Source organism: Aeromonas sp. R4-3 (genome assembly GCF_040908275.1).
GTDB classification, from domain to species: Bacteria; Pseudomonadota; Gammaproteobacteria; order Enterobacterales; family Aeromonadaceae; genus Aeromonas; species Aeromonas rivipollensis.
Genome location: NZ_JBFODK010000056.1, coordinates 52,474 through 71,238 on the forward strand (window position 1 = coordinate 52,474; position 18,765 = coordinate 71,238).

An 18,765-nucleotide genomic window follows, 5' to 3' on the forward strand; every position below is an offset into this window, starting at 1 on the left:
GGTTCCAGGCAGGAACATCGTCTATGATGAATCCCGTGCCCTATCAAGGAGTTGAGATGTTTCGCACCTTGCTTCCGCCCCTGCTGGCCCTGCTTGTCGTCGCCTGCTCCAGCACCCCGGAGCCGCCCCCTCCTGCCCGCCAGGCCAGTGCCTTCGACGGCTTCTATCAGCAGTGGCGCGGCGTCCCCTATCGCATGGGCGGCACCAATCGCGCCGGCCTCGACTGCTCCGCCTTCACCCAGCTTGCCTACCAGCAGGTGCTGGGCTTCACCCTGCCCCGCACCACTGAATCCCAGGCCAGCCTCGGCCGCCCGGTGGACAGATACCGCCTGCAGCACGGGGATCTGGTGTTCTTCAAGACCGGCTGGCAGCAGTACCACGTCGGCGTCTATACCGGTGCCGGGGAGTTCATTCACGCCTCCACCAGCAAGGGGGTGATCCGCTCGCGCCTCGACAACGTCTACTGGAACAGCCGCTACTGGCAGGCCCGCCGCCTGACCCAGTAGCCGCCACCAACGAACACCAAAAAGGCCCCGAGGGGCCTTCTTCTTTGTGTGACGCGCAGAGGCTCAGTGCTTGCGGTGCCAGCGGGGCGAGGTGGCCCGCTCGCCCCAGGGGGTCACGCAGGGCAGCAGTGCCCCTTCGATCAGCCCATCGCTTGCTGCCAGCGCCTCGGCAATCTTCTCGTGGAGCAGCCGCAGCAGGTTTTTGTCCTGCTCCGCCAGGGAGTGCCCCGCGGCGAAATACTCGCGCTGATGTTGCAGCGCCAGCTTCTGGGCAAATTCATAGGTGTTGAAACTGTCCGGCATGCGCTCGATCACATCGTCCAGCCGGGCCAGCAGGCTGTGCAATTCCCTGGTCATGTGCTGCTCTCCATTTGAGTTGATGATTGAAAACTACCTCTTATTGGATAATTCACCAATCGAGATACCCCCAAACTGTGTGGCCGAGCACAGTTCCATCGGAGAACCCACTCATCCGCCCTTGCTCTGGCACGCCCTTGTTTACAAGCTGGCAACAAGGCGGTAGGCTTAGACCGACTAATCAGTCGGTCAATATTTGTGCGGAGCATGTCATGGAAGCCATACGAACAGAGTCCCCAGACAAGTTCTCCCTGCCCGAGCAGGTGAACCGCCTCAAGCAGGCCTGTCAGGCCCATCCCATGCCGAGCCTGGAGCAACGCCGCAACCGGCTGAGCGCACTCAAGGGGGCCCTGCTCGCCCACAAGCAACCCCTGTGCGACGCCCTGGCCCTGGACTATGGCCAGCGCAGCGACTACGACAGCCTGGTCGCCGACATACTGCCCTGCGTCATGCAGATCAACTACAGCCTGAAACGGCTCAAGGGCTGGATGAGGCCAGCACGGCGCCACCCCGGCCTGCTGCTGGCCCCCGCCAGGGTCGAGGTGCACTATCAGCCTCTGGGCGTCATCGGCATCATGGTGCCCTGGAACTTCCCTGTGATGCTGAGCCTGGGGCCCCTCATCGGCGCCATCGCCGCCGGCAACAGAGCCATGATCAAGCTCTCCGAGTTCACCCCCCATACCAATGCCGTATTGCGCACCCTGCTGGCCCAGGTGTTTGGGGATGACGAGGTGGTGGTCATCGAGGGGGACGCGGGACTCGCGGCCGCCTTCAGCCCCCTCCCCTTCGATCATCTGCTGTTCACCGGCTCCACTGCGGTGGGCAGGCTGGTGATGGCCGCCGCCGCCCCCCAGCTCACCCCCCTCACCCTGGAGCTCGGTGGCAAGAGCCCCTGCCTCATCGCCCCCGACATGCCGCTGGCCCTGGCGGTGGAGCGGATGATCTTCGGCAAGAGCCTCAATGCCGGCCAGATCTGCGTGGCCCCGGACTATGTGCTGCTGCCACGGGGGCAGGAGCAGGCCTTTATCGAGGCCTATCAGGCGCACTTTCGCCGTCTCTATCCCAAGGGGCTGGATAGCCCGGATTACGGCTCCATCATCAACAGGGCCCAGTACGAGCGGCTCACCGCCTGGCTGGCGGAGGCGAAGCAGGCGGGCGCCCAGGTGCACCCTTGCGCCTCGCCGGCCCGGGATGACGGCGCCCGCCGCCTGGTGCCCCACCTGCTGACCGAGGTACCCGGCCACTGCCAGCTGATGCAGCAGGAGATCTTCGGCCCATTGCTGCCCCTGGTGCCCTATGACAGCATCGACGAGGCCCTCGCCTACATAGCGGCGCGCCCGCGCCCCCTCGCCTGCTACCTGATGAGCCTGGATCCGGCGCTGCAGAGCCGCCTCATCCGGGAGACCCACGCCGGTGGCATGGCCATCAACGAGTGCCTGTTCCAGGTGGCGGCGGACGACGCCCCCTTCGGCGGCATAGGCCCCTCCGGCATGGGTCACTACCACGGCCACGAGGGCTTTCTCACCTTCTCCAAGGCGAAAACCGTGCTGCGCCGCGGCCGTTTCAGCGCCGGAACCCTGATCCATCCCCCTTATCGGCGCTGGTACCAGCGGCTGATGATGGCCCTGTTCCTGCGCTAGGAGGCAGCATGAGCGATCCCATGACAGACAAACGCCGCCAGATCCTGGATGCCGCCCTTGCCCTCTGCGCCGAGGATGGCCTGCAGGGGGCCGCCACCGCCCGCATCGCCCGGGCGGCCGGGGTGGCCAACGGCACCCTGTTTCACCACTTTCCCAGCAAGGAGCTGTTGATCCAATGCCTCTATCAGGACGTCAAGCTGCGCCTTGGCGCCGCCATCAGCGAGGCGGATCCGGCCCTGCCCCTCAGGGAGCAGGCGCGCCACTACTGGCATCAGGCGATGAGCTGGATGCAGGCCCATCCCCACGAACTCAAGTTCGTGCTGGGGTTCTTCCACTCCCCCTTGCTGGCCAGATCCCTGCGCAGCCAGATCCTGGGGGAGACACTGCGCTTCCTGCCGCGCCTGCTGAGCCAGGGCCAGGCCAGCGGCGAGCTGATGCAGGCGCCCCCCGTCCTGATGCTGGAGGTGTGCCAGAGCCAGTTTCTGGCCTGCGCCTCCCTCTTTGTGGACCAACCCGAGCTCGGGGAGGATCCCCACTGGCAGGCCAGCGCCTTCGCCCTCTTCTGGTCCGCCATAGCGGGAGGCCCTCATGACGCTTGATCCCCTGCTCGCCACCGGCAGGCGCCTCTGGATAGGGAGCCTGCTCTGGGTCATCGGCCGCACCCTGTGCCGCGCCGCCCGGGTCGACGAGGCGGTGCGCCGGGAGCTGGCCCCCCTGCCGGAGGGGCTCTGCATCCGGCTGGAGGTTCACGGGCTGCCTCATGGCCTGACCCTGCACAAGAGGGCCGGGCGCTGGCGCTGCGGCCCCGCGCCCCGGGGGGCAACAAGCCCTCATCTGCTGCGCGTCTGCTTCAAGCACCCCGCCATCGCCTTTCGCGCCCTCAGCTTTCGCCTCGGCATCAATCAGGCCTTCTGCGAGAACCGGCTGCTGGTGGAGGGGGATCTCAGTGCAGCCATGCACCTGGTGCGGGCGCTGGAGCAGTTGCAAGCCCTGATCCTGCCGGCCTTCATCGCACGGCCCCTGCTGCGCCACTACCCGAGCCCGCGCCACAAGCTGACGCGAGCCTGCCACATCTACCTGGGTCTGCTGACCGGTTGAAGAGAAGGATGAACACCATGAGCCGTTATTACGATTTCTTCTGTCCGGTCAGGTTGATGGCGGGGGAGCAGGCGCTGGAGCAACTTCCGGACGAGCTGATGGCGCTGGGGGCACGCCGTCCGCTGCTGCTCACCGACAAGGGGGTCGGCGGCAGCGGGCTCGCCACCCTGCTGGCCAATGTGCTGGCGGAGGGGGGCCTGCCGGTGGCCGCCATCTGGGACCAGATCCCCGCCGACTCCTCTACCGCAGTGGTGGAGCGCATCGCCGCCCGCTGGCGGGAACTCGGCTGTGACAGCCTGGTGGCCCTGGGGGGCGGCTCCGTCATAGATACCGCCAAGGCGGTCAACATCCTGGTCACCCTGGGCGGGGAGCGGCTGCTGGATCACGCGGGGGCAGGTTGCCTGACCCGGCCCCTCAAGCCGCTGGCTGTGGTGCCGACCACGGCGGGCACCGGCTCCGAGGTGACACTGGTGGCGGTGATCCGGGACGAGGGGAGCGGGCGCAAGGTGCCCTTCACCTCCCCCTTCCTGCTGCCCCAGCTGGCGGTGCTGGACCCGCGCCTCACCCAGGGGCTGCCGCTGCCCATCACGGCCGCCACCGCCATGGACGCCATGACCCACGCCATCGAGGCCTTCATCGGCAACGGCAAGAACCCGGTCAGCGACGCCCTGGCCCTGATGGCGGTGGAGAAGATAGCCGATGCCCTGCCCAAGGTGCTGCTGGCCCCCGAAGACAAGGCCCTGCGGCTGCAACTGGCGGAGGGCTCCACCCTGGCGGGCATGGCCTTTTCCAACTCCATGGTGGGGCTGGTGCACGCCCTCGGCCACAGTCTGGGGGCCCGCTGCCACCTGCCCCACGGCCTGTGCATGAACCTCTTCCTGCCCACGGTGCTCGACTACAACAGGCCCCAGATAGACACCGAGCTGGCCCGCCTGCTGTTGCCGCTGGCGGGGCCGGAGCGCTTCGCGGCCACCCCACAGGCCCTGCGCCCCCAGGCAGCCCTGGATGCACTCTGCGCCCTGCGGGACAGTCTCTGGCAGGGGGTGGGGCTGCCGCGCACCCTGGCGGAAACCGGGGTGACGGACAGAGCAGTGCTCAAGGATATCCGGGATCTCGCCATCAACGACGGTGCCCTGCTCTACAACCGTAAGGATGCGGACAGGGAACAGCTGCTGACGCTGCTGGAGCAGGTATGGGAATGACCCCGGGGCGCAGGATCAGAAGGGCGGAGTAAAGACCCCGGTGGAGAGATAGCGATCCCCCCGATCGCAGATGATGGCCACCACCACCCCCTGTCTGAGCTCGGCCGCCACCCGTAGCGCACCGGCCACGGCGCCCCCCGAGCTGACCCCGCAGCAGATCCCCTCCTCCCGTGCCAGCTGGCGCATGGTGGTGAGCGCCTCCTCCTGGGTCACATCCAGCACCCGATCGACCCTTTGTGGTTCGAAGATGGCGGGCATATAGGCGGCGGGCCAGCGGCGAATGCCCGGGATCTGGCTCCCCTCTGCCGGTTGCAGGCCTATCACCTGCACCGCCGGGTTCTGCTCCTTGAGGTAGCGGGAGACCCCCATTATGGTGCCCGTGGTGCCCATGGCCGAGACGAAGTGAGTGATTGCCCCCTCGCTCTGGCGCCAGATCTCCGGGCCGGTCGACTGATAGTGGGCATCCGGGTTGGCCGGGTTGTTGAACTGATCGAGCACCAGCCCCTCGCCGCGAGCCTGCATGGCGAGGGCGAGGTCGCGTGCGGCTTCCATGCCCTCTTCCACCAGCACCAGCTCGGCGCCATAGGCCTGCATGGCATCGCGCCGCTCCTGGCTCATGTTGCTCGGCATGACGAGGCGCATCCTGTACCCCCGGGCCGCCGCCACCATGGCCAGCGCTATGCCGGTATTGCCCGAGGTGGCCTCGATAAGCCGCGCGCCTGGCACTAAGTGACCACTTGCCTCCGCCGCCCGGATGAGGTTCAGGGCCGGCCTGTCCTTGACCGAGCCGGCGGGGTTGTTGCCCTCCAGCTTCACCAGCAGGGTCACGTCGGGATAGGGGTTGATGCGGCGCAGGCGCAGCAACGGGGTATTGCCAATCAGATCTTCCAGGGTGGCGAAGGCCATAACGGGATCCATCCTCTGCTAACTGTTCTATACCTTGCCTGACGAGCCGCTCGCAGGCCGGTCAGTGTAAGCGAGCCTCCTCGGCCCGCAAAGAGCACTGTTGGCAAAGTCCGGCCAGCATGCTCTGATACCCCTTCCCCACCCTTTGAGGAGCCTCCATGAGCGACATTCTTCATCAGGCCGACCAGCAGCAATTCATCTGCGTGGTGGACGGCAAGACCTCTCGCCTCAGCTACCGCTGGCTGGATGCGGGCACTGTCGATGCCTGCAGCACCCAGGTGCCGTCCGAGCTGAGGGGACAGGGCATTGCCGACAAACTGGCGCGCAGCTTCTACGACTGGGCCCAGGCAGAGGGGCTCACCATAGTGCCGAGCTGCAGCTACATAGACGTCTGGCTGCGCCGTCATGGGGGTTGAGGCACAGCTGCAAGCCCGCACCGAGGCCCTGCTGCGGGCCGATCCCCTGCGCATGGCCTGCCTCTGGGCGGCGCGGGAGCTGGCCCTGCCGGACTGGGCGCTGGGGGCGGGCTTTGTGCGCAACCTCATCTGGGATCACCTGCACCAAAAAGCCGAGCCCACTCCCCTCAACGACATAGATCTCATCTATCTGGATCCCAGCGACCCGGACGGTATAGCCGAACGGGAGCACGAAGCCTGGCTCGCCGTCAGGGTGCCGGGCCAGCATTGGGAGGTGCGTAATCAGGCGCGCATGCATGTGCGCCAGCAGGTCCCCCCCTTCGCCAGCTCGCTGGAAGCGCTCAGTCACTGGGTGGAGGTCCCCACCTGCATCGGGGTCAGGCTGCTGGCCAACGATGAGTTCGAGTGGCTGGCGCCCCATGGCTTTGGCCACAACTGGTCGCTGCAGGTGAGTGCCAATCCGCGCTGCCGACAGGAGAGCCGGATCTTCATCGACAGGATCAGGGACAAAGAGTGGCAGCGCATCTGGCCTGATCTGGTGGTGAACTGGCCATAACCGGATTGCAATGGGCCGACAACCTTGGGCACACTAAGAAAAAGCTGTTTATAACTCAATGGGTTAAATAATGCGCGACTTCTTCTCTCTCGAACGCTGGCTGCCGGGCCTCGCCGCCCTGCTGCAATATCAGCGGGCCTGGCTGATGCCGGATCTTCGCGCTGGCCTCTCGGTGGCGGCTGTGGCCTTGCCCGTGGCCATCGCCTATGCGGAGCTCGCCGGGGTGGGCGCCATCGTCGGCCTCTACTCCTGCATACTGCCCATGGTGGTCTACGCCCTCTTTGGCACCTCCCGCCAGCTCATCGTCGGCCCGGATGCCGCCACCTGCGCCGTCATTGCCGCCGTGGTGACACCGCTCGCCGCCGGGGACCCCACCCGCCAGTGGCAACTGGTGATGACCATGACCGCCATGACTGGCTTCTGGTGCCTGATCGCCAGCCGCTTCAAGCTGGGGGTACTGGCGGACTTTCTCTCCCGCCCCATACTGATGGGCCTGCTCAATGGTGTGGCCATCACCATAATGGTGAGTCAGCTCTCCAAGATCTTCGGCTTCACCTTCAGCGAGCGCTATCTCATCGAGCGGATCTTGAATGGCACCGACTACCTTACCCAGACCCATCTGCCGACCCTGGCCATGAGCCTGACCGCCCTGCTCACCCTGCTGCTGGCCAAGCGCTACAGGCCATCCTGGCCCTCCTCCATGGTGGCCATGGTGGTGACGGCGGCACTGGTGTGGGCCCTCAATCTCGGCCAGTTCGATATCGCCACCCTGGGTGCCGTGGGCTCGGGCCTGCCCGCCTTCCAGATGCCGGAGTTCCCCCCCGGCCTGATGCGCGAGCTGGTGCTGCCGGCGCTCAACCTCGCCATGGTGAGCTTCGTCTCCATGATGCTCACCGCCCGCAGCTTCGCCGCCAAGAACGGCTACGAAATCGATGCGGACAAGGAGTTTCGGGCCCTTGGCATGGCAAACCTGGCCTCGGCTGTCTCCCAGGGCTTTGCCATCAGCGGCGCGGATTCACGCACCGCGGTCAACGACGCCAACGGCGGCAAGAGCCAGCTGGTCTCCATCATAGCCGCGGCTGTGATCGCCCTCATCACCTTCTACCTGACGGCGCCGCTGCAATTCATTCCCACCGCCGCCCTCGGGGTGGTGCTGGTGATGGCCTCCCTGTCACTCACCGATTTTCGCGGCCTCTGGGCTCTGCGCGACTCGGACCGCGCCGCCTTCTGGCTGGCGCTCATCACCTTTATCAGCGTGCTCACCATGGGGGTGATCCCGGGGATCACCCTCGCGGTCTTGCTGGGGCTGTTCCAGTTCCTGCGCAACGTGATGCGCCCCACCGATCAGTTGCTCGGCATGGACGATGAAGGGGTGGTGCGCACCCTGGGGGACAACGAGCAGGCCAAGGCGATTCCCGGCATCCTGGTCTATCGCTTCAACTCGCCGCTCACTTACTTCAACGCCCCCTACTTCAAGCGGCGGGTGCTGGCGCTGCTGGTGCAGGATCCCCACAATCCCAAGTGCCTCATCGTGGATGCTGTGGCCTGCTTCACCCACCAGGACATCAGCGTGATGAGCATGGTGGGGGAGCTGCACAAGGAGCTCAGGCGCCGCGGCATCCACATGGTGATGGCCGGTCGCCACGGCCAGATGACCCAGTGGCTCAAGCAGGCGGGGATCCGGATCGGGGACGAGGGGGTCATTCTCAGTCCCGACATGTATCAGGCCCTGCGCCTGACCCGCTGCTACCGGGAGCCTGTGTTCAAGGATGACGAGGTGGTGGAGAGCACCACTGATACCCTGCTCTCCCGCTGGCCCCAGGATGAGACGCTACCGGACTCGGCACGCCTCACCCGGCCCTGCGAGCAGGAAGCGGGCGCCACCCCGGTCTGACTGCGGCGCGCCACCAGACTGCGAGAGGGTGCCGGGCCAGCACCCTCTTTGCTCAGGGCAGGATTGCACCCCGCACCCGCTTGGTGTTAAATGCCCGTCCAGATGGCGCTGACGAGGGCCATCCCCAGTATTTGGACATCCCATGCAGACTCAATCCCACGCGGGCCCGGGCACCCTCTTCGCCCTGACCTGGCCACTGTTCATCGATCTCGCCCTGCACTTCCTGACCGGGGCCCTCAACACCTTCATGGTGGGCCACGTCTCCTATCAGGGGGTGGCGGCACTGGCGGTCGGCAACCAGGTGTTCGATCTCGCCATCACCTTGTTCAGCTTCGTCAGCATAGGCACCAGCGTGGTGATCACCCAGTATCTGGGGGCGGGGGATAGAGAGAAGGCGCGCGTGGTCATCCACACCGCCATCGGCTTCAACCTGCTGGTGGGGCTGGTGGCCGCAGTCGGGGTTATGGCCGGTGCCAGCACCATGCTGGCGCTGATGAACCTGCCCGCCCACCTGATGGGGGATGCCACCCTTTACCTGCAGATCATCGGGCTGTGCCTGTTGCCGGAGGCGGCGGCGCTCTGCCTGGCCGCCACCCTGCGCGCCCATGGCCACACCCGTCAGGCCATGTACGTGACCCTGATCGTCAACCTCATCACCTTCGTCGGCAACCTGCTGCTGCTCTATGGCTGGTTCGGCCTGCCTCAACTCGGGGTCGCCGGGGTCGCCATCAGCACTGTGGTGGGGCGCATCGTCGGCGTGGTGCTGCTGGTGTGGCTGGTGGCGCGCAAGACCGGCATACGGCTGCGGCTGCCGGAGATCCTTCGGCCAAGCAAGGTCATGCTGGACAAGGTGCTGCACATAGGCCTGCCGGCGGCCGGGGAGAACCTCTCCTGGATGCTGCAGTTCATGGTGGTGACGGCCTTCGTCGGCCTGCTCGGCGACAAGGCGCTGGCGACCCAGTCCTACTTCTTTCAGATCTGCCTGTTCATCCTGCTGTTCGGCCTCTCCATCGGCCTTGGCAACGAGATCATCATCGGCCACCTGGCGGGGGCCCGTCGCTTCGAGCAGGCCTATCGCCAGCTCATCAAGAGCCTCAAGCTCGGCCTCATCGTCACCAGCCTGATTGCCATAGCCGCGGCCCTGAACGGACGTGCCATCATCAGCCTGTTCACCGACGATGCAGACATCATCACCCAGGTGGCGCAGCTCTTCCTCATCAGCCTCATCCTCGAACCCGGCCGCACCTTCAACCTGGTGGTGATCAACGCCCTGCGTGCCACCGGGGATGCCCGTTTCCCGCTCTATATGGCGCTCGTCTCCATGTGGGGCATTGCCGTTCCCCTGGCCTATTTCCTTGGTATCATGCAGGGCTATGGCCTGGTAGGCATCTGGTTGGCGCTGGCCTGCGACGAGTGGGTTCGCGGTCTGGCCATGTTCTGGCGCTGGCGCAGTCGTCGCTGGCAAAACAAAATTCTTGTCGAAACATAAGCGGAATCACAATGAAGAAAATCGGACTCTTGTTGGCGGCCATCCTGCTCAGCCCGCTCGCCATGGCACAAACCGCCCCGGCGGCCCCCAAGGCGCAAGCCCCCCAGACCTGGTACGTGGCCCCCATCGTCATCGACCAGACCAGCGAGGCGCAGAAGGCCCTGACCAAGGACTTCATGGCCCAGATGATCAAGACCATCAAGATCAACGAGTACCAGACCGGCAAGGCGGTGGGCAAGCACAAGGATCCCAAGTGGCTGATCCGCACCAAGCTGGTGCCCGCAAGCACCGAACCCCTGGTGGGCAAGAAACACCCACAGGGCCTGACCTACGGCAAGGGCATCCCCACCCAGGAGATAGTCGGCGAGCTCATCATGAACGGCACCCTGGTGGCCCATGTTGGCCAGGGCTGGCGTGAGCCCATAGTGCCGGGCACCCCGGTGGCCGAGAAGATCACCATAGCCAACTACCAGTACGCCATCGGCAACGAGGCCAAGTCCCCGGATCTGGAAGAGCTGGCGGCCCAGATAGGCTTCGAGGTAGGCAAGGTGATTGCCCGAGACGGTCAGCCACTGCCCGAGAAGAAAAAGAAAAAAGAGTAAAGACGGCACTGCTTTTGAAGAAGGGGCCTTGCGCCCCTTCTTGCTGCCCGCCTGGCGCACGCCTGCCGTCATCAAAGCGTCACAACTGTGAACAGGATCCCGATTCCCTCCTCTCTGCCCTCCTCATAAATCACTTATTTGCTTGTGATTCAATCAGTTAAAAATCATCCGCCAGATGCAGCAAATCCGTTGCCCCAAATTGGATCAGGATCACATTTATCTCCCGAGGGAAGGGGTAGTTTGAAGGTCAAGGCACAATCAAACGACACCAAGGAGGCTTCATTACATGTTCCCTGAGTACAGAGATCTCATCTCGAAACTGAAGAGCAGTGATGTCCATTTCCAAAAGAAGTTTGACTTGCACAACGACCTGGATGCGGAGATCAGGAAGCTGGAAAAACATCACGCCAGCGATTACAGCTCCGAGGTGAAGGATCTGAAAAAACAGAAACTTAAACTGAAAGAGGAGATATACGACATCCTCAAACAACATCCACACTAGACGCCTCGACGAATACCCGGATAAGCAACTTATCCCCCAGCCCGGCTTAAAGCCGGGCTTTTTATTGCCCGCTCACGACGGTGCGGGGCCACTCCCCCTTTGACATCGGAAGCAAAGAAGCGGGCCAATGGCCCGCTTGGTTGTCTTTCACTCACCCCTTCATCACACCGGCGGATGGAAATGGCTGGCCTCGCGGGTGGCCATCTCCTCGTAGGTGGCCCACCTCTGCCAGACTACCTGCTGTGCCACCTGCATCAGCCGCTCGGCCTCTTCTGGATGGCTCTGGGCCAGCACCCGGTAGCGGTTCTCCTCCGCCCTGTACTCGGCGAGTGGAATGGAGGGGCGCAGGCTGTCGAGGCTGAAGGGGTTCTGCCCAGCGCTGCGCAATACAGGGTTGTAGCGCATCAGCGGCCAATGGCCCGAATCCACCGCCCGCTTCTGTTGGGCCAACCCCTGCTCCATATCGATGCCGTGAGCGATACAATGGCTGTAGGCGATGATCAGCGACGGCCCCGGATAGGCCTCGGCTTCGCGCAGGGCCTGCAGCGTCTGCTGCGGATTGGCACCAAAGGCGATGCGGGCAACATAGACGTTGCCGTAGGAGATGGCCTGCAACGCCACATCCTTCTTGGCCAGCGCCTTGCCCCCCGCCGCGAACTTGGCGACGGCACCGAGCGGGGTCGATTTCGACATCTGGCCGCCGGTGTTGGAGTAGACCTCGGTATCCATCACCAACACGTTCACATCCCGCCCGGAGGCGAGCACATGATCGAGCCCCGCCGAGCCGATGTCATAGGCCCAGCCGTCGCCGCCGACGATCCAGACCGAGCGGCGCACCAGCTGATCGATGAGGGACAGCAGCTCGCGGGCCTTGCCGGATTTCACCTCTTCCAGCCGCTCCCGCACTTGGGCCACCCGGCCCCGCTGGGCGCGGATCTCAGACTCCAGCCGCTGCGGGGCGTTGATAAGCGACTCGACCAATGCCTCCCCCAGCTCCCCCTTCATCGCCTTGAGGGCGGCAACCGCCTGACCATGATGCTGATCGGCGGTGAGACGAAAACCAAAGCCAAACTCGGCATTGTCCTCGAACAGGGAGTTGGACCAGGCTGGCCCCTTCCCTTCACCGTTCTTGGCCCAGGGGGTGGTCGGCAGGTTGCCGCCATAGATGGAGGAGCAGCCGGTGGCATTGGCCACCAGCATGCGATCGCCAAACAGCTGGGTCAGCAGCTTGAGGTAAGGGGTCTCGCCACAGCCAGCGCAAGCGCCGGAGAACTCGAACAGGGGTTCCAGGAACTGGGCACCGCGCACCGTGGAGAAATCCACCCGCTCGCGGGCAGGCCAGGGCAGGCTCTCGAACCAGCGCAGCGCCTGTTTCTGGCCAGCCAGATGCGGCGCCTTGTCCATCATGGTGATGGCGCGCTCACCTTCATGGCTTTCTCCTTCTGCACTCTCGCCTTGATGGCGGGCATCCGCTCCGACCCGTACCGGACAGGCCTGCACGCACTGGCCGCAACCGGTGCAATCCTCCGGATAGAGTTGCAGGGTGTAGCGGCTGTCGGGGAAGCCCTTGGCGGTGACGGGCACCGACTGGGCTGCCTCGGGGGCATTTGCCAGCCAGTCCTGATGGTAGAACTTGGCCCGCAGCGCCGCGTGGGGGCAGACAAAGACGCAGTTGCCGCACTGAATGCAGATATCGGAGTGCCAGATGGGGAGCTCGCGGGCGATATCCCGCTTCTCGAAGCGGCTGGTGGCGGTGGGGTAAGTACCATCCACCGGCAGCATGGAGACGGGGATCAGATCGCCGCGCCCCGCCAGCATCTCGCCAGTGACCCGCTGGACAAAGTCGCTGCCCCCCGGTGCCAGCGGCAGCGGATAGTCGCTGATCTGCTCGTCACCGGCCGGGATCGCCACCTTGCAGAGGTGAGCCAGGGTATCGTCCACGGCCGCGAAGTTGCGCGCCACCACCTCGGGCCCCTTGCGGGCATAACTCTTCTCGATGCTCTCCTTGATCAGCGCAATGGCCTCGTCCCGTGGCAGCACCCCGGCCAGCGCGAAGAAGCAGGTCTGCATAATGGTGTTGATGCGATTGCCCATGCCGTTTTGCTCGGCCACCCGATCCCCATCGATGCAGTAGAGCTGGATATTGAGGGCGCGGATACGGGCGCGCAGCCGCTCGGGCAGTTGGGCCCAGACTTGGCTTGCCTCACAGGGGGCATTGAGCAGCAGGGTCGCCCCTTGGGCGGCGTGCTCCAGCAGATCGACCGATTCGACAAAGCCCCACTGGTGGCAGCCGATAAAGCTCGCCTGCTCGATAAGCCAGGGCGCGTCTATGGGCTCGGGGCCAAAGCGCAGGTGGGAGACGGTGCGCGAGCCCGACTTCTTGGAGTCGTAGACGAAGTAGCCCTGGGCGTGGAACCCCTCCAGCTCGCCGATGATCTTGATGCTGTTCTTGTTGGCGCCGACCGTGCCGTCTGCGCCAAGGCCAAAAAACAGGGCCCGCACCCGGCTGGCGGGCTCCAGATCGCCGATGGGGTGCCAGGCCAGACTGAGGCCCGAGACATCATCGACAATCCCCACGGTGAAACGCGGGCGCGGCGCATCGGATGCCAGCTCCTCGAACACGGCGGCGCACATGGCGGGGGTGAACTCCTTGGAAGAGAGACCGTAGCGACCGCCACTGAGCCAGGGCAGCCGCTTGATAAGGCCGCGCTGCAAGCCGTCGATCAGCGCGCTCTGCACATCCAGTAGCAGCGGCTCGCCGCCCGCCCCCGGCTCCTTGGTGCGATCCAGCACCGCCATGCGCCGCACGCTGGCGGGCAGGGCATCCAGCAGCGCCTGTACCGGGAAGGGACGATAGAGGCGCACCACCAGCACCCCTGTCTTGCGATCTTGCCGGTTGAGCCAGTCGACCGTGGTGCGGGCGGTGGCCGCCCCCGAGCCCATCAGCACTATGACGTCGGTGGCATCGGTTGCGCCGTGATACTCCACCAGCCGATAGTGGCGGCCGGTGAGGGATCCCAGCTTGTCCATGCACTGCTGCACCCGCGCCGGCACCGCTTCGTAGAAGAGGTTGACGCTCTCGCGGGACTGGAAATAGGTGTCCGGGTTCTGGGCGGTGCCGCGCATCACAGGGTGATCCGGGTTGAGGGCCCGGGCGCGGTGGGCCCGCACCCAGTCGTTGTCGACAAGGGCACGGATCTCGTCTCTATGCAGGGCCGTGATCTTGTTCACCTCGTGGGAGGTACGGAAGCCGTCGAAGAAGTGGATGAAGGGCACCCGGCACTGCAGGGTGACGCTGTGGGCAACCAAGGCCAAGTCCTGCGCCTCCTGCACAGAGCCGGAGGCGAGCATGGCAAAGCCGGTGCTGCGCGCCGCCATCACATCCTGATGGTCGCCAAAGATAGAGAGCCCCTGCGCCGCCAGCGAGCGGGCCGCCACATGGAACACGGCAGCGGTCAATTCACCGGCGATCTTGTACATGTTGGGCAGCATCAACATCAGCCCCTGACTGGCAGTGAAGGTGGTGGCAAGCGCCCCCGCCTGCAGGGCACCGTGTACAGTCCCGGCCGCCCCCCCTTCACTCTGCATCTCCACCACAGTGGGGATGTTGCCCCAGAGGTTGGTCTGTCCCTCCGCCGCCCAGGCATCGGCCAGTTCGGCCATGGTCGAGCTCGGGGTGATGGGGTAGATGGCGCACACTTCGCTCAGCTGGTACGCCACCCGGGCCGCGGCTTCGTTGCCATCGACCATGATCAGTTCATGTTTCATTGGGACTCCTCCGGTTGGCGCAGCGCTATGGCGTGGCAGGGGCACTGGTCGTGGCAGGCACCGCAGCCGGTGCAACGATCCGCATCCACCCGATAGCCCTTGCCCGGCCCCAGCTTGGCGATGGCCTGCTCGGGGCAACTGCCATAGCAGCCGTCGCACTCGAAGCAGTTGCCGCAGGAGTAGCAGCGCGCCGCCTCGTAACGGGCGGCCACCTCATCCAGCCCGCTGATGATCTCGCCAAAGTCGTCCCGCGCCCACGCCGGTTTGACCGGCTGACTGCTGGCGGGCGCATGGGTCTGGAACCAGAGCTGCAGCTGCTCGGGCCCAACCAGCGGGTAGGAGAGCGGTTTGTGGTAGTGGCGACCGCGCAGCCAGGCATCCATGTGGCGCGCCGCCTTCTTGCCGTGACCGGTGGCTATGGTGACGGTGCGCTCGGAGGGCACCATGTCGCCACCCGCAAACAGACCCGGCACATCCGTCATCAGGTTGCCCGCCACCTGCACCACCCCCTCCTTGTTGACCCGCACACCGGGAATGCTCTCCAGCACGCTCAAGTCCACCTCCTGACCGAGCGCCAGAATGAGGGAGTCTGCTTCGAGTGTTTCAAACTTGCCGGTGGGCACCGGCTTGCCCTCAGCATCTAGCGCCATCACCTCCACTTCGATATGGGTGTTGTCGAGCTGGCGAATGCTGCGCAGCCAGTTGATCTTGATCCCCTCCTCCTCGGCCTCAAGGGCTTCGAAGGCGTGGGCCGGCATATGGTCCCGGTCGCGGCGGTAGATGATCATCGCCTCTTCAACACCAAGGCGGCGGGCGGTGCGAGCCGCGTCCATGGCGGTATTGCCGCCGCCGTAGATAGCCACCCGCCGTCCCAGTTTGGGGGGCGGCAAGCCCTGCTCTTCGGCCAGACTCGCCTGCTCGAGGAAACTCACCGCATCGAGGATCTTGCCCGCCTCCCGGGCCGGAATATCGACCCGCTTGGCCAGATGGGCGCCTATGGCCATAAAGACGGCGTCAAAGCCCCCCTGGTCGCGCTCGCGCAGCACATCCTCCACCTTGTGGTTGAGGGTCAGCGTCACTCCGGCGGCCAGGATGCGGGCCACCTCCCTGTCCAGCACATCGCGGGGCAGACGGTAAGCGGGAATACCGAAGCGCAGCATGCCGCCGGCGAGCGGCCCCGCCTCACGGATCTCCACCCGATGGCCGAGCCGATTGAGATGCCAGGCGCAGGACAGACCGGAGGGCCCGGCGCCTATCACCAGCACCTTCTTGCCGCTGGCGGGCGCCGGGGTTGCAGGCAGCCAGCCCTTGGCCAGCGCCTCGTCGCCGAGGAAACGCTCGATGGCATGAATGGAGACGGCATCGTCCACCTGGGCGCGGTTGCAGGCGCTCTCGCAGGGGTGATAGCAGACCCGGCCATGGACGGCGGGCAGTGGGTTCTCTTCGACAAGCGTCTGCCAGGCCGCCTCGAAGCGGCCCGCTTCGGCCAGGGCAAGCCAGGCCTGGATATTCTCGCCGGCCGGACAGGCGTGATTGCAGGGTGGCAGGGCCGGCTGCCAGACGGGCAGCCGGGTGCAGACCGGGCCCGTTCCCGTCTTCTGGGAGAGATCCGGCTGTGGGGTCATATCCAGTTGTTTGCTCATACATTGCTTTCTTCTTTGTTGGGTAACAGGCCCCATCCGAATGCACTTGATACCGTGTTGCCAGGGCAGACGGTGGCCGGAGAGGGAAGAAGCGAAAGCGTCAGAAACTGGAAGCTGGCTCGATGATGGGCCGTTTTTTGTACGCGCCTGGGGATCAGGATCAATAAATGTTGCACTTTATGAGGAGTTTCCCCCGGGATACGACCCCGATCACATGGCGCCGCTGGCGGGCACCGGTCAGGAGCCTCCTCGCCGGCCCCCCATGATGGGGGGCAAGAGAGGATTGCCGCACGGGGCAGGAATCGTTATCTTGCCCTCTTCACTGGAATCGCCACAGCACAAGGACCCTGACATGCCCAGCCTCGCCAGCATACATCTCTACCCCATCAAATCGACGGCGGGCATGCCGCTAACCCGTGCCTGGGTGACCGAGGAGGGGCTGCTGGGGGATCGCCGCTACATGGTGGTCAAGCCGGACGGCAGCTTCATCACGGCCCGCACCCATCCCCAGTTGCAACTGGTGACGGCCACCCCGGTGGAGGGCGGCCTGCAACTGCGTTACCCGGGAATGGCGCAGCTCAGGTTGCAGGAAGCCGACTTCAGCCGCGCCCCCCAGGCCACCGGGGTCTGGGGCGACAGCTTCCATGCCCTGCACACCCAGGCCCAGGCCGATGAGTGGCTGAGCCAGGTGGCGGGTGAGCCGGTTCGCCTGCTCTGGCTCGGCGAAACCTCTGACCGTTTTCGGGAGAAAACCGGTACCCGGGTCAGCTTTGCCGACGGCTATCCCCTGCTGCTGATCAGCCAGAGTTCGCTGGATGACCTCAACCTGAGATCCGATGCCCTGCATCAGATGAGCCAGTTTAGGACCAACCTGGTGGCGAGCGGCACCCGCCCCTTCGAGGAGGATGGCTGGAAGCGGATCCGCATCGGCGAGGTGGAGTTTCTGGTGGCCAAGCCCTGCAGCCGCTGCATCATGACCACTGTGGAGGCAGGCACGGATCGCTTCAACGCCCTGAAAGAGCCGCTCGCCACCCTCACCCGTTACCGCCGTGGCGAGGATGGAGATGTCTATTTCGGCCAGAATCTGGTGGCGCTGAACGAGGGCTGGATTGAGGCGGGCAGCGAGATCGAGGTGCTGGAGAGCACCCGCCCCCCCGTCTACCCCAATGCGGCGCCGAAGAAGCGGGAGCTGGTCTGCGTCGCCCGCGAGCCCCTGGCCCGGGATCTGGAAACCTTCTGGTTCGAGGCCGCCGACGGCGAGCCCCTGCCCGACTATCTGCCGGGCCAGCACCTGCCCATCAGCCTCGACATCAAGGGGGAGAGGCAACAGCGCCGCTACACCCTGAGCTCCACCCCGGAGAGGCCCGAGCGTTACAGCATCAGCGTCAAGAAGCTGGCCGATGGCCGTATCTCCCCCTGGATGCACCATGAGCTGAGCGTGGGCGACCACCTGCTGGCCGCCCCCCCGGCCGGGGAGTTTCACCTCGGCACCGAGCGCAAGCTGCTGCTGCTCTCGGCGGGCTCAGGCGTCACCCCCATGCTGTCGATAGCCCGCACCCTGCATCTCAGACACGAACTCGGCGACGTGCACTTTATGCATCTGTGCCGCAGTGAGGCCGACATTCCGGCCGCCGCCGAGCTGCACGCCATGAGTCAGTCCGGCATGCAGCTGACCCTGATCCTGAGCCAGCCCGATGCGCACTGGCAGGGCATGAGCGGTCGCCTTGGCAAGGGGCACCTCGCGCAGGTCAGGGATCTGCTGGCGCGGGAGATCTTCCTGTGCGGCCCCCACGGCTTTATGAGCGAGGCGGTCAAGCTGCTGCAGGAGCAAGGGGTCGCTGCCGAGCGCATCCGGCAGGAGAGCTTTGGCGGGGCCATCCTCTCGGTGGCCCGTCCCCACAAGGCGGTGCAGCTGCGCATCGGCGAGCAGACCTTCGCTGGCAACAACCAGGGCACCATACTGGATCAGGCCCACAAGCAGGGGGTTGAACTGCCCTGGAGCTGCCGCGCCGGCATCTGCGGCAGTTGCAAGCAGACCCTGCTCGAAGGGGAGGTGGATCACCCGGACGCCCCGGCCATCACAGCCGCCGAGCGGGCCGCGGGCAAGATCCTCACCTGCTGCGCCGTGCCGCTGACCGATCTGGTGATCAAATAAGAGGATGGCGCCGCCAGGGGGCGGCGCCATC

The 18,765-nt window shown here is 65.2% G+C and carries 16 protein-coding genes; 12 read left to right on the plus strand and 4 right to left on the minus strand.

Features of this window, described 5'->3' with window-relative positions; genetic code table 11:
• The first annotated feature begins 56 nt into the window (after positions 1-56).
• Positions 57-506 (plus strand): C40 family peptidase, encoded by a 450-nt coding sequence (locus AB5Y91_RS18215; RefSeq protein WP_025326338.1) that lies wholly within the window; start codon positions 57-59, stop codon positions 504-506.
• Positions 507-569: 63 nt separating this feature from the next.
• Here AB5Y91_RS18215 and AB5Y91_RS18220 read toward each other — a convergent pair whose 3' ends face one another.
• The gene (locus tag AB5Y91_RS18220) at positions 570-863 is read right to left on the minus strand and encodes a hypothetical protein (protein ID WP_106887398.1); all 294 of its coding nucleotides are present in this window, start codon (positions 861-863) and stop codon (positions 570-572) included.
• Positions 864-1,075: 212 nt separating this feature from the next.
• Between AB5Y91_RS18220 and AB5Y91_RS18225 the strand changes: the two genes are divergently transcribed.
• Genes AB5Y91_RS18225 through AB5Y91_RS18240 form a run of 4 tightly spaced genes read left to right on the plus strand, consistent with a single transcriptional unit; the run spans position 1,076 to position 4,803 of the window.
• Entirely contained in the window at positions 1,076-2,503 is a 1,428-nt protein-coding gene (locus AB5Y91_RS18225) for a coniferyl aldehyde dehydrogenase (RefSeq protein ID WP_368170453.1), read from the plus strand.
• Between the two features lie 8 nt (positions 2,504-2,511).
• Positions 2,512-3,102, plus strand: a complete 591-nt coding sequence (locus tag AB5Y91_RS18230; RefSeq protein WP_368170454.1) for a TetR/AcrR family transcriptional regulator — start codon at positions 2,512-2,514, stop codon at positions 3,100-3,102.
• On the plus strand, positions 3,092-3,601 hold the full coding sequence (locus AB5Y91_RS18235; RefSeq protein WP_111911239.1) for an SCP2 sterol-binding domain-containing protein: 510 nt from the start codon (positions 3,092-3,094) through the stop codon (positions 3,599-3,601). Before AB5Y91_RS18230 ends, AB5Y91_RS18235 begins: the two co-directional genes overlap by 11 nt.
• A gap of 17 nt (positions 3,602-3,618) precedes the next feature.
• Positions 3,619-4,803 (plus strand): iron-containing alcohol dehydrogenase, encoded by a 1,185-nt coding sequence (locus AB5Y91_RS18240; RefSeq protein WP_368170455.1) that lies wholly within the window; start codon positions 3,619-3,621, stop codon positions 4,801-4,803.
• 15 nt (positions 4,804-4,818) lie between these two features.
• Here AB5Y91_RS18240 and cysM read toward each other — a convergent pair whose 3' ends face one another.
• A complete protein-coding gene (gene cysM, locus AB5Y91_RS18245) occupies positions 4,819-5,721 on the minus strand; it encodes a cysteine synthase CysM (protein ID WP_368170456.1) in 903 nt (300 codons plus the stop codon).
• A 146-nt stretch (positions 5,722-5,867) separates the two neighbouring features.
• On the opposite strand from cysM, the gene AB5Y91_RS18250 reads away from it, so the two are divergent.
• From AB5Y91_RS18250 to AB5Y91_RS18275, 6 genes are all read left to right on the plus strand, one after another.
• Entirely contained in the window at positions 5,868-6,125 is a 258-nt protein-coding gene (locus AB5Y91_RS18250) for a GNAT family N-acetyltransferase (RefSeq protein ID WP_289975633.1), read from the plus strand.
• On the plus strand, positions 6,115-6,681 hold the full coding sequence (locus AB5Y91_RS18255) for a nucleotidyltransferase family protein (RefSeq protein ID WP_368170457.1): 567 nt from the start codon (positions 6,115-6,117) through the stop codon (positions 6,679-6,681). The genes AB5Y91_RS18250 and AB5Y91_RS18255 overlap by 11 nt, the downstream gene beginning before the upstream one ends.
• Before the next feature lie 70 nt (positions 6,682-6,751).
• On the plus strand, positions 6,752-8,575 hold the full coding sequence (locus AB5Y91_RS18260) for a SulP family inorganic anion transporter (RefSeq protein WP_106887406.1): 1,824 nt from the start codon (positions 6,752-6,754) through the stop codon (positions 8,573-8,575).
• Between the two features lie 142 nt (positions 8,576-8,717).
• The gene (locus AB5Y91_RS18265) at positions 8,718-10,064 is read left to right on the plus strand and encodes an MATE family efflux transporter (RefSeq protein WP_106887407.1); all 1,347 of its coding nucleotides are present in this window, start codon (positions 8,718-8,720) and stop codon (positions 10,062-10,064) included.
• Positions 10,065-10,075: 11 nt separating this feature from the next.
• Positions 10,076-10,666, plus strand: coding sequence for a hypothetical protein (locus tag AB5Y91_RS18270; protein ID WP_368170458.1), 591 nt, complete (start codon positions 10,076-10,078; stop codon positions 10,664-10,666).
• A 286-nt stretch (positions 10,667-10,952) separates the two neighbouring features.
• Positions 10,953-11,168 (plus strand): YdcH family protein, encoded by a 216-nt coding sequence (locus AB5Y91_RS18275; protein WP_005313020.1) that lies wholly within the window; start codon positions 10,953-10,955, stop codon positions 11,166-11,168.
• Between the two features lie 162 nt (positions 11,169-11,330).
• Here the strand turns inward: AB5Y91_RS18275 and nifJ are convergent, their stop codons facing one another.
• Both nifJ and AB5Y91_RS18285 read right to left on the minus strand, forming a co-directional pair.
• Positions 11,331-14,936: a pyruvate:ferredoxin (flavodoxin) oxidoreductase gene (gene nifJ / locus AB5Y91_RS18280; RefSeq protein ID WP_368170459.1), complete on the minus strand. Its 3,606-nt coding sequence runs from the start codon at positions 14,934-14,936 to the stop codon at positions 11,331-11,333.
• Positions 14,933-16,579, minus strand: a complete 1,647-nt coding sequence (locus AB5Y91_RS18285; protein WP_368170460.1) for an NAD(P)-binding protein — start codon at positions 16,577-16,579, stop codon at positions 14,933-14,935. Before AB5Y91_RS18285 ends, nifJ begins: the two co-directional genes overlap by 4 nt.
• A gap of 352 nt (positions 16,580-16,931) precedes the next feature.
• Here AB5Y91_RS18285 and AB5Y91_RS18290 point away from each other — a divergent pair, with 352 nt between their 5' ends.
• Positions 16,932-18,734 (plus strand): MOSC N-terminal beta barrel domain-containing protein, encoded by a 1,803-nt coding sequence (locus AB5Y91_RS18290; protein ID WP_368170461.1) that lies wholly within the window; start codon positions 16,932-16,934, stop codon positions 18,732-18,734.
• The last annotated feature ends 31 nt before the right edge of the window (positions 18,735-18,765 follow it).

Coding starts and splice junctions, on each gene's coding strand:
- AB5Y91_RS18215 (WP_025326338.1), top strand. CDS start 57: ATGTTTCGCACCTTGCTTCCGCCCCTGCTGGCCCTGCTTGTCGTCGCC.
- AB5Y91_RS18220 (WP_106887398.1), bottom strand. CDS start 863: ATGACCAGGGAATTGCACAGCCTGCTGGCCCGGCTGGACGATGTGATC.
- AB5Y91_RS18225 (WP_368170453.1), top strand. CDS start 1,076: ATGGAAGCCATACGAACAGAGTCCCCAGACAAGTTCTCCCTGCCCGAG.
- AB5Y91_RS18230 (WP_368170454.1), top strand. CDS start 2,512: ATGAGCGATCCCATGACAGACAAACGCCGCCAGATCCTGGATGCCGCC.
- AB5Y91_RS18235 (WP_111911239.1), top strand. CDS start 3,092: ATGACGCTTGATCCCCTGCTCGCCACCGGCAGGCGCCTCTGGATAGGG.
- AB5Y91_RS18240 (WP_368170455.1), top strand. CDS start 3,619: ATGAGCCGTTATTACGATTTCTTCTGTCCGGTCAGGTTGATGGCGGGG.
- cysM (WP_368170456.1), bottom strand. CDS start 5,721: ATGGATCCCGTTATGGCCTTCGCCACCCTGGAAGATCTGATTGGCAAT.
- AB5Y91_RS18250 (WP_289975633.1), top strand. CDS start 5,868: ATGAGCGACATTCTTCATCAGGCCGACCAGCAGCAATTCATCTGCGTG.
- AB5Y91_RS18255 (WP_368170457.1), top strand. CDS start 6,115: ATGGGGGTTGAGGCACAGCTGCAAGCCCGCACCGAGGCCCTGCTGCGG.
- AB5Y91_RS18260 (WP_106887406.1), top strand. CDS start 6,752: ATGCGCGACTTCTTCTCTCTCGAACGCTGGCTGCCGGGCCTCGCCGCC.
- AB5Y91_RS18265 (WP_106887407.1), top strand. CDS start 8,718: ATGCAGACTCAATCCCACGCGGGCCCGGGCACCCTCTTCGCCCTGACC.
- AB5Y91_RS18270 (WP_368170458.1), top strand. CDS start 10,076: ATGAAGAAAATCGGACTCTTGTTGGCGGCCATCCTGCTCAGCCCGCTC.
- AB5Y91_RS18275 (WP_005313020.1), top strand. CDS start 10,953: ATGTTCCCTGAGTACAGAGATCTCATCTCGAAACTGAAGAGCAGTGAT.
- nifJ (WP_368170459.1), bottom strand. CDS start 14,936: ATGAAACATGAACTGATCATGGTCGATGGCAACGAAGCCGCGGCCCGG.
- AB5Y91_RS18285 (WP_368170460.1), bottom strand. CDS start 16,579: ATGAGCAAACAACTGGATATGACCCCACAGCCGGATCTCTCCCAGAAG.
- AB5Y91_RS18290 (WP_368170461.1), top strand. CDS start 16,932: ATGCCCAGCCTCGCCAGCATACATCTCTACCCCATCAAATCGACGGCG.